10 protein-coding genes and 1 tRNA gene are annotated in these 8,313 nt (G+C 55.7%); 6 read left to right on the forward strand and 5 right to left on the reverse strand.

Features of this window, described 5'->3' with window-relative positions; all coding sequences use genetic code 11:
- Positions 1-123 precede the first annotated feature (123 nt).
- A tRNA-Ser gene (locus Q0O33_RS04550) sits at positions 124-216 on the reverse strand.
- A gap of 244 nt (positions 217-460) precedes the next feature.
- On the opposite strand from Q0O33_RS04550, the gene Q0O33_RS04555 reads away from it, so the two are divergent.
- A complete protein-coding gene (locus Q0O33_RS04555) occupies positions 461-1,192 on the forward strand; it encodes a DUF1134 domain-containing protein (RefSeq protein ID WP_295496676.1) in 732 nt (243 codons plus the stop codon).
- Here the strand turns inward: Q0O33_RS04555 and Q0O33_RS04560 are convergent.
- The 4 genes from Q0O33_RS04560 to Q0O33_RS04575 are packed head-to-tail and all read right to left on the reverse strand — an operon-like array spanning position 1,189 to position 4,908.
- Positions 1,189-1,797, reverse strand: a complete 609-nt coding sequence (locus tag Q0O33_RS04560; RefSeq protein WP_295496647.1) for a riboflavin synthase — start codon at positions 1,795-1,797, stop codon at positions 1,189-1,191. The genes Q0O33_RS04555 and Q0O33_RS04560 overlap by 4 nt on opposite strands.
- Before the next feature lie 17 nt (positions 1,798-1,814).
- Complete coding sequence (ribD, locus tag Q0O33_RS04565) at positions 1,815-2,759, reverse strand: bifunctional diaminohydroxyphosphoribosylaminopyrimidine deaminase/5-amino-6-(5-phosphoribosylamino)uracil reductase RibD (RefSeq protein WP_295496648.1); 945 nt, start codon at positions 2,757-2,759, stop codon at positions 1,815-1,817.
- Positions 2,760-2,782: 23 nt separating this feature from the next.
- Positions 2,783-3,190 carry a hypothetical protein gene (locus tag Q0O33_RS04570; RefSeq protein ID WP_295496649.1) on the reverse strand — a complete coding sequence of 136 codons (408 nt, stop codon included), beginning with the start codon at positions 3,188-3,190 and terminating at the stop codon, positions 2,783-2,785.
- A 59-nt stretch (positions 3,191-3,249) separates the two neighbouring features.
- Positions 3,250-4,908 (reverse strand): NAD+ synthase, encoded by a 1,659-nt coding sequence (locus Q0O33_RS04575; protein WP_295496651.1) that lies wholly within the window; start codon positions 4,906-4,908, stop codon positions 3,250-3,252.
- 97 nt (positions 4,909-5,005) lie between these two features.
- On the opposite strand from Q0O33_RS04575, the gene Q0O33_RS04580 reads away from it, so the two are divergent.
- The 5 genes from Q0O33_RS04580 to Q0O33_RS04600 all read left to right on the forward strand — a co-directional run.
- Positions 5,006-5,941, forward strand: a complete 936-nt coding sequence (locus Q0O33_RS04580) for a ribose-phosphate pyrophosphokinase (RefSeq protein ID WP_295496653.1) — start codon at positions 5,006-5,008, stop codon at positions 5,939-5,941.
- Entirely contained in the window at positions 5,941-6,720 is a 780-nt protein-coding gene (gene hisN / locus Q0O33_RS04585) for a histidinol-phosphatase (RefSeq protein ID WP_295496655.1), read from the forward strand. The genes Q0O33_RS04580 and hisN overlap by 1 nt, the downstream gene beginning before the upstream one ends.
- Before the next feature lie 143 nt (positions 6,721-6,863).
- A complete protein-coding gene (gene rpmI, locus Q0O33_RS04590) occupies positions 6,864-7,064 on the forward strand; it encodes a 50S ribosomal protein L35 (RefSeq protein WP_125231188.1) in 201 nt (66 codons plus the stop codon).
- A gap of 35 nt (positions 7,065-7,099) precedes the next feature.
- Positions 7,100-7,465, forward strand: coding sequence for a 50S ribosomal protein L20 (gene rplT, locus Q0O33_RS04595; RefSeq protein ID WP_125231189.1), 366 nt, complete (start codon positions 7,100-7,102; stop codon positions 7,463-7,465).
- 135 nt (positions 7,466-7,600) lie between these two features.
- Positions 7,601-8,313: phenylalanine--tRNA ligase subunit alpha (locus tag Q0O33_RS04600; RefSeq protein ID WP_295496678.1), on the forward strand; the 713-nt coding region annotated here is incomplete at its 3' end.

An 8,313-nucleotide genomic window follows, 5' to 3' on the forward strand; every position in this document is an offset into this window, starting at 1 on the left:
GGAACCTTAGTGTGAATTTTGGCCGGAAATGACAAATGATTGATGCCTAATCTGCTCGAAAATCCGCTGCATCTTGGCCTTGGCCCGACGGCGGCTCCGCAACCGCCGTTTACCGGCATCTATTGGCGGAGACGGAGGGATTCGAACCCTCGGTACCGGATTTACCAGTACGACGGTTTAGCAAACCGTTGGTTTCAGCCACTCACCCACGTCTCCTGCGCGCTTGGCATCGGCGGCCTATAGCGGCCCAAGCATTTGGCTGCAATGGTTATTGACACAGACGACGGATAAGAAGAAAATTGGGGGTGCCGGTTCAATTTGACGCGCATTGGATTGGCATTATCGCCTGTTCATCATGCGCTCATCCAGATAGTCCATAGCGCAGCAAGAATAACTTTTGAGGTGGGTCCGCATGTTTTTGGCAAAAATGGGATTAAAGAAACCAACGCATTATCTTTTGATGCTGCTGGCCGCAGGCGCGCTTTTCGCTTCGCCCGCACATGCACAGATCAGTAATGTTGATCCAAATGACGCGATTGATGCTGACCTTGGTACCCCGCCCGCTGGCCCAGATACCAGCCTTGAAGCGGCGCCAATGGCACAAGACGAAACAGCCATGCAAGATGGTGTGCCAACCGAGGCAACAGCTGCAGATGGCTCGGTTGCCGAACCCAGCGTTGCACCAGCCCAAGTGGCGGTGCCGACGGGCGATACATATCAAGAAGACGACCTTATTGGCGCCGCGGAAGGCGTATTTGGAAAAGGCGCGCAAGCTCTTGGTTTGCTGATCGAGGACATCCTCAAAAAACAGGGCCGCCCCAATGGATATATTGTGGGACGTGAAGGCGGCGGTGCCTTTTTGGTCGGTGTTCGTTATGGGTCCGGCACGTTAAACCACCGTGTGGAAGGCGAAAAGCCAGTTTATTGGACTGGCCCCTCCATTGGTCCTGACGCAGGGGCAAGTGCAGGGAACACCTTTATTTTGGTCTATAACCTGTACGATACCGAAGACATCTATGAACGCTTCCCAGCGGCAGAAGGCGTTGCCTATTTGGGTGGCGGTTTCAACGCCAGCTACCTGCGTCGCGGCAATGTAGTTCTAATCCCGATCCGGGTCGGTGCAGGACTTCGGCTTGGCGCAAATGTCGGTTATATGCGCTTTTCCAAAAAGCAGCGCTGGCTGCCCTTCTAACGCGCGCGGATATCTTCCATCCGTTTGAGATAGCGGGCGAGCACGTCGATTTCCAAATTGACCTGCCGCCCGACATCGAGCGTGTCTAATGTCGTCATCTGCGCCGTGTGCGGAATGATATTCAGCATGAAATGCGCTGTCCCATCGGCTTGATCTGCAATGTCATTCACGGTGAGCGATACGCCATCGACGGTAATTGAGCCCTTTGCCGCGATATATGCCGCAAGACTGGATGGCGCCGCAACCGTGACCTTCCAACTGTCGCCAATAGTTTCGCTGGCGACGATTTGTCCAACTCCGTCGACATGGCCAGTAACAATATGCCCGCCCAGTTCATCGCCTACCTTTAAGGCCCGTTCGAGGTTCAGTCGGGCACCTTGCTCCCACATGCCGGCGGCGGTGCACGAAACGGTTTCTGCCGATGCGTCAATTGCAAACCATCCATCGCCTTTATCAACGACAGTCAGGCATACCCCCGAACAGGCGATCGAAGCCCCAATGGCAACATTATCCATATCATAGGCGCAGGATATAACGAGGCGCAGGTCACCGCGCTTTTCGGATGTCCGAATGCTGCCGACGTCCGTGATGATACCTGTAAACATATATGCTGACCCTTTTCCTAATGCGCTTTTTCGTAGACTTCGAGACGGTCCTTGCCAAGGCTGCGCGCCTCCGAAAGATGCCAGCGTCCGTGGGCATCCTCCAGTTGGGTAAGCCCGATGTCGTTCAAACATGCTTTGCCAGCGCCAAGCAATATTGGCGCCCGATACAGCATAAGCCGGTCGACGAGGCCGTCACGCAAGAAAGCTGTCGCTGTCGCAGCGCCGCCTTCAACCAACAAAGTGTTGCAGTCCAATTTTGCAATATCCTGCGGCGTACGAAGAACCTCCCAACCCGGCGGCGCGTCAGCGCTGCCAAGCATGATCCTGCGGGGTTGGTATGCACCCAGCCCTGCGATCCGAACGTTGAGCTGCGGCGTATCTATGCGGACTGTCCCTGCTCCCACCAAAATCGCGTCGCTGCGCGCCCGTTCGACATGGCTATGCGCGCGCGCAATATCGCCAGTGATCCAACGGCTGCTGCCATCCGCCATCGCAACTTGGCTATCTAGTGAGCTGGCGATTTTCAAGGAGACAAACGGGCGACCGCGATTCATACGGCTTATGAAACCAGCCAAGCTCTGGCGGGCTTCTGATGCCATAACGTCAGTCGTGACCGCGATGCCCGCGGCCTTAAGTAACATTATGCCTGCACCGGCAGTACGCGGATCGGGGTCTTGCAATGCAATAACAACTCTCGCAGGCCCTGCCTTGACCAATAATTCGGCACAGGCAGGGCCGCGTTGTGACATATGGGCGCAGGGTTCAAGCGTCACGTAGATTATACTGCCCCGCGCAGCCTCTCCAGCTTGTGCAAGCGCCATGGCCTCTGCATGTGGGCGGCCACCGGGCTGTGTCCAACCGCGGCCTATCACCCGGTCGTCTTTCACAATGATGCACCCAACGGATGGATTTTGGCCAGTTCGCCCAACACCGCGTTCCGCAAGCGACAAAGCCGCTGCCATGAACCGAAAGTCGCTGGCGATAGCTATTGCCCTGCTCCTGCAGAAGCCGGATCCGCAAGGGCTTTCGTTGCCTCCTGCGCACTTTGTGCTTCGCGTTCTATCTTGTCGACGTCCATCCCGACGGCCCGCCCAAAGGCCTTATACGCTTCCTTTTCACGGGCGCGCATTTCGTCTTTCAGCTTCTGGCGCTCGGCAATTGCGGCCTTGCTTTCTTCAAGTGAGCGCGTGGCTGGCCAGCTTTCAATATAAATGATCTCGCGCGGCGGTGGGGTAGCCTTTGTGATGGAATCGAGATAAAATGTGTACATAATGATCGCGGTCGGCACGCAGGCCGCCAAAAACAACCAAGGGCTGTGACTGCCTGACGTACGCAAAAACCCTATCAGGTCATTGCCTGCGTTGCGGAACGATACATCTTTGAAAAACGCCATGGCTCTCCAATAAGGCGCGCGCCGCACGATTTCCAGTGCCCACTTACAAGACGCGCAGATTATCCGCCACTGCGGAAGGCATTGGTGATCGGGTAACGCCGGTCGCGGCCAAAATTACGTGTCCCAAGCTTTACGCCCGGCGGTGCCTGCCGTCGTTTATACTCGGCGAGATATAGCAAACGTTCGATCCGCGTGACCGCGTCCCTGTCGAAGCCAAGCGCGACAACCTCATCCACGGACCGCTCCTCCTCCACCAGTGCATACAGCATCTTGTCGAGAATGGGATAATCGGGCAGAGAATCGCTGTCTTTCTGGTCTGGGCGCAATTCCGCGCTTGGCGGCTTGGTGATGATGTTGTCCGGAATCACTGGCCCGTCACGGCCAAGGGCAAATCTTGGTTTATGACGGTTTCGCCATTCTGAGATGGCAAAGACAGTCATTTTATACGCGTCCTTCAATGGATTATAGCCGCCCGCCATATCTCCATAGATCGTCGCATAACCAACGCTCATCTCGCTCTTGTTACCGGTCGTCATCAACATGTGCCCAAATTTGTTGGACAACGCCATCAGCGTAAGCCCACGGATACGCGACTGAATATTTTCCTCAGTGATGTCCGCATCACGATCAGCGAAACTGTCTGATAGCATGCCATCAAACGCCTCAACTGCTGGCGAAATGGGGATAGTGTCAATTTTACATCCAATCATCGCGGCGCATTCGGCCGCGTCATCGAGGCTGGATTGGCTGGTGTAGCGACTAGGTAACATGACGCACCAGACGCGATCAGGTCCCAGCGCGTCTGCTGCGATAGCGGCACATAATGCGCTGTCGATGCCACCCGACATGCCTAAAACCACGCCCGGAAAGCGATTGGTGTCGACATAATCACGCAGACCGACAACCATCGCGCTATATATATCGGCGGGATGCTCCTCCCACAGCGCCTTGGGGCCATCTGCACATTCCCAGCCACTTTCGCCGCGGTGCCAATGCGTCACGCGCAGATGTTCCTCCCAGTCAGGCAGGCGGTGGGCAATTGCGCCATCGGCGTTCAGCACAAAGGAGCAGCCGTCAAAGACCAGCTCATCCTGTCCGCCGACGCGGTTCAGGAACATTAATGGCAATCCGGTTTCGCGAACCCGCGCCGCAAAAACTTCTTCCAGCCGCCGGTCATCCTTGTCGATTTCATAAGGACTGCCATTGGTCGAAATCAGCAGCTCCGCACCGCGTTGTTTTAAATGCAGACTGACGGGGGCCAGCCAGCCATCTTCGCAAATGGGCACACCCAGGCGCACCCCGCGAAATTCGATTGGCTCTGGCAACGGACCCGCAGAAAAAATACGCTTTTCATCAAAAGTGCCGTAATTAGGCAGTTCATGCTTGTAGCGAACGGCGGCAATCTGCCCGCCATCCAGCAAGGCAATGCCATTATACAACGCCCCATCATCCACAAAAATCGAGCCAACAAGCATCGCTGGTCCGCCGTCAGCGGTCGCAGTCGCGAGCTGCGCCAATTCTTCGGCAGCACGCGCCGCAAATGCAGGCTTCAGCACCAGATCCTCTGCTGGATAGCCAATCAGTTGCTGCTCCGGAAAAACGATTAGGTCGGCGTCCCCGGCCCTCGCGCGCCATTCCATCATTGCGGCCGCGTTTCTGGCAAGGTCACCGACGCGCTGATTAAGCTGCCCTATCGCAATTTTTAACTGGTTTGTCATATCTCCACCCTTATTGTCCACAAACTAGCGGAGCAAGCCGATTGTCAGGCCAGCCTCGCCTCGCTAGAGCAGCACAAATATTCTCGGGGACGCACATATGAAATTGATGACAGGCAACAGCAACCTGCCGCTGGCGCAGGGAATTGCCGATTATATGAAATTGCCGCTGACCAACGCCAGCGTCCGCCGCTTCGCCGACAATGAAATTTTCGTAGAAATCCACGAAAATGTCCGCGGTGAAGATATGTTTGTGATTCAATCCACCAGCCATCCCGCAAATGACAATTTGATGGAACTGCTGATCATGATCGACGCGTTGCGCCGGGCGTCGGCCAAACGCATCACCGCCGTATTGCCCTATTTCGGCTATGCGCGTCAGGACCGGAAACCCGGCCCACGCACGCCCATTTCGGCCAAGCTCGTGGCCAATCTCATTACCGAAGCTGGGGCCGACCGGGTGTTGACCGTTGATTTGCACGCTGGGCAAATTCAGGGCTTTTTTGATATTCCCACAGACAATCTCTACGGCGCGCCCGTCATGAGCGCGGACATATTGGAACGGCATGGCGACAAGAATATCACTGTCGTATCCCCCGATGTTGGCGGTGTTGTCCGCGCCCGCGCGCTCGCCAAACGCCTTGATGACGCGCCACTCGCCATTGTCGACAAGCGACGCGAAAAAGCAGGTGTGTCCGAAGTGATGAACATCATCGGCGACGTAAAAGACCGCTTCTGCATCCTAATCGACGACATTGCCGATAGCGCCGGCACATTGTGCAATGCCGCCGACGCCTTGAAAGCGGCCGGCGCGTCCGACGTCGTTGCCTATATTACGCATGGCGTATTGTCTGGCGAAGCCGTCAACCGCGTGAACGCATCTTCGCTGCGCAAGCTAGTTATCACCGATTCGATTTTTGCATCAGATGCGGCAAATGCCAGCGCCAAAATCCGCCAGCTTCCGATCGCGCCTTTATTAGGTGAGGCTATCAAGCGGATTGCGGACGAAAGCTCGGTTAGCTCTCTGTTCGATTGATGACGCCTGCAGACATCCTCTTGGCCAATCGCTTAGCGGACGCGGCCAGGCAAGCAATCCGGCCATTTTTCCGGGCGTCCTACACGCAGGAAACAAAGGCAGATGCCTCGCCCGTGACGGAAGCGGACCGCGCAGCCGAAAGCGCCATACGCCGGATATTGGACGCAGAATGCCCGCGTGACGGCATCGTGGGTGAAGAATTTGGCGAGAAGACGGGCACATCAGGTCGCAGCTGGATTATCGACCCTATTGACGGCACAGTCAGCTTCATGGCCGGGCGACCCATATTCGGGACGCTCATCGCGTTGTTGGAGGACAATTGGCCAGTGCTTGGCGTGATTGACCAGTGCATCAACGGCGAACGCTGGGTTGGCGCAGCGGGCTATCCGACAACGCTGAATGGCACGCCAGTGCAAACCCGCGCGTGCAGAGCGCTTGCAGACGCAACCTTGGCAACATCTGGACCGCAATATTTCAGCCAGCATGATGGCGACCATTTCATGGCACTGGCCGCGCAAACAGCGCATAAGAAAATGCTGTTTGGCGGCGATTGTTATAACTACGCATTGCTCGCTAGCGGCCATATCGACATCGTTGTGGAAGCTGGCTTAAAACTGCATGATTTTGCGGCTTTGATTCCGGTGATAACCGGCGCAGGCGGCATGATGAGCGACTGGTCAGGCGAACCACTTCACGGGGCTTCGGATGGCCATGTAATTGCGGTAGGTGATCCGGCGCGCCTTGACGATGTGCTTGAGGCGCTCGCCTGCCATCACTAACGGACACATTTTCCAGAACCTTCAAACGGGCAATAGACTTGCATTCGTCTGCGAATCCCGCTAGTCGCGCGCCTTCCGAATAAGCAGGCTGGCCAATAGGGCTGCCATGTCGGCTTGATACGGACTCAACAAAGGAGACCAAAATGCCCAAGCTCAAGACCAAGAGCGGTGTGAAGAAACGCTTCAAAATCACCGCAACAGGCAAGATCAAACATGGCGTCGTTGGAAAACGGCACCGTTTGAGCAGCCATAATGCGAAGTATATCCGCCAAAACCGTGGCACCAGCGTGATCTCAGATCCCGATGCCAAGACAATCAAGAAATGGGCGCCCTACGGTCTCTAAGACCCGCGTACGTTTTTAAGAAAAGGATATAGATTATGGCACGCGTCAAACGTGGTGTGACCACCAAAGCCAAACATAAAAGAATTTTAGAGCAGGCGAAGGGCTATTATGGCCGTCGCAAAAATACGATCCGCGTTGCACGCCAGGCCGTCGAAAAGGCCGGCCAATATGCATATCGCGACCGTAAGGTAAACAAGCGGAACTTCCGCGCATTGTGGATCCAGCGCATCAACGCCGCAGTCCGCGCCGAAGGCATGACCTATGGCGTGTTCATGCACGGCCTGAAGCTTGCCAACGTCGAATTGGACCGTAAGGTTCTTGCGGACCTCGCTATGAACGAAAGCGCGATGTTTAGCACGATCATTGCGCAGTCGAAGGCGGCGCTCGCGAAAGCAGCATAAGCTTCTAAAACTTCGATATTGCGCAAAAGGGCGTGGGCGGCACTTGCCGTTCGCGCCCTTTTGCTTATTCAGTTCAGGCAGTGAATTTTAGGAAAGTGCGGGAGTTAAATTCTCGCCTTCGTGGGAATGACGAAGATTATGGATATTGAAACCCTCCAAACCGAGTTGATGGCGGCTATTGATTCAGCGGGCACGCTGGAGACGCTGGAAGCTGTTCGCGTTTCTGCGCTTGGCAAACAGGGAAGCGTTTCGGCTTTGCTAAAAACGATGGGTGGCATGTCACCCGAGGAGAGACAAACCCAAGGGCCGATCATCAATGGCTTGCGTGAAAGTATCACTTCGGCGCTGGCCACAAAGAAAACTGAACTGGAAACAGCTGAACTAAACCGCCGTCTCGCCACCGAGCGTATCGACATGACGCTGCCTGCGCCAGACGCCCCACGCGGGACCATTCACCCCGTCAGCCAGGTCATGGACGAGTTGGCGGAGATTTTTGCCGATATGGGCTTTGCCGTGGCCGAGGGGCCAGAAATTGAGGATGACTGGCACAATTTCACCGCACTCAATATCCCCGAAACGCATCCCGCCCGCGCGATGCATGACACATTTTACTTCCCCGACGAAATGGCCCGCGATGGCCAAAAAATGGTGTTGCGGACGCACACATCGCCCGTGCAGATCCGTACAATGACGTCACAGGAACCGCCGATCCGCATCATCGCACCGGGCCGTGTATATCGCAGCGATAGCGACGCAACCCACACGCCGATGTTCCATCAGATTGAGGGGCTTGTCATCGACAAGGGCATTCATCTGGGGCATCTGAAATGGACGCTTGAGACATTTTT

It is taken from the genome of Sphingorhabdus sp. EL138 (genome assembly GCF_945862485.1).
In the GTDB taxonomy this organism is placed as follows: domain Bacteria; phylum Pseudomonadota; class Alphaproteobacteria; order Sphingomonadales; family Sphingomonadaceae; genus Sphingorhabdus_B.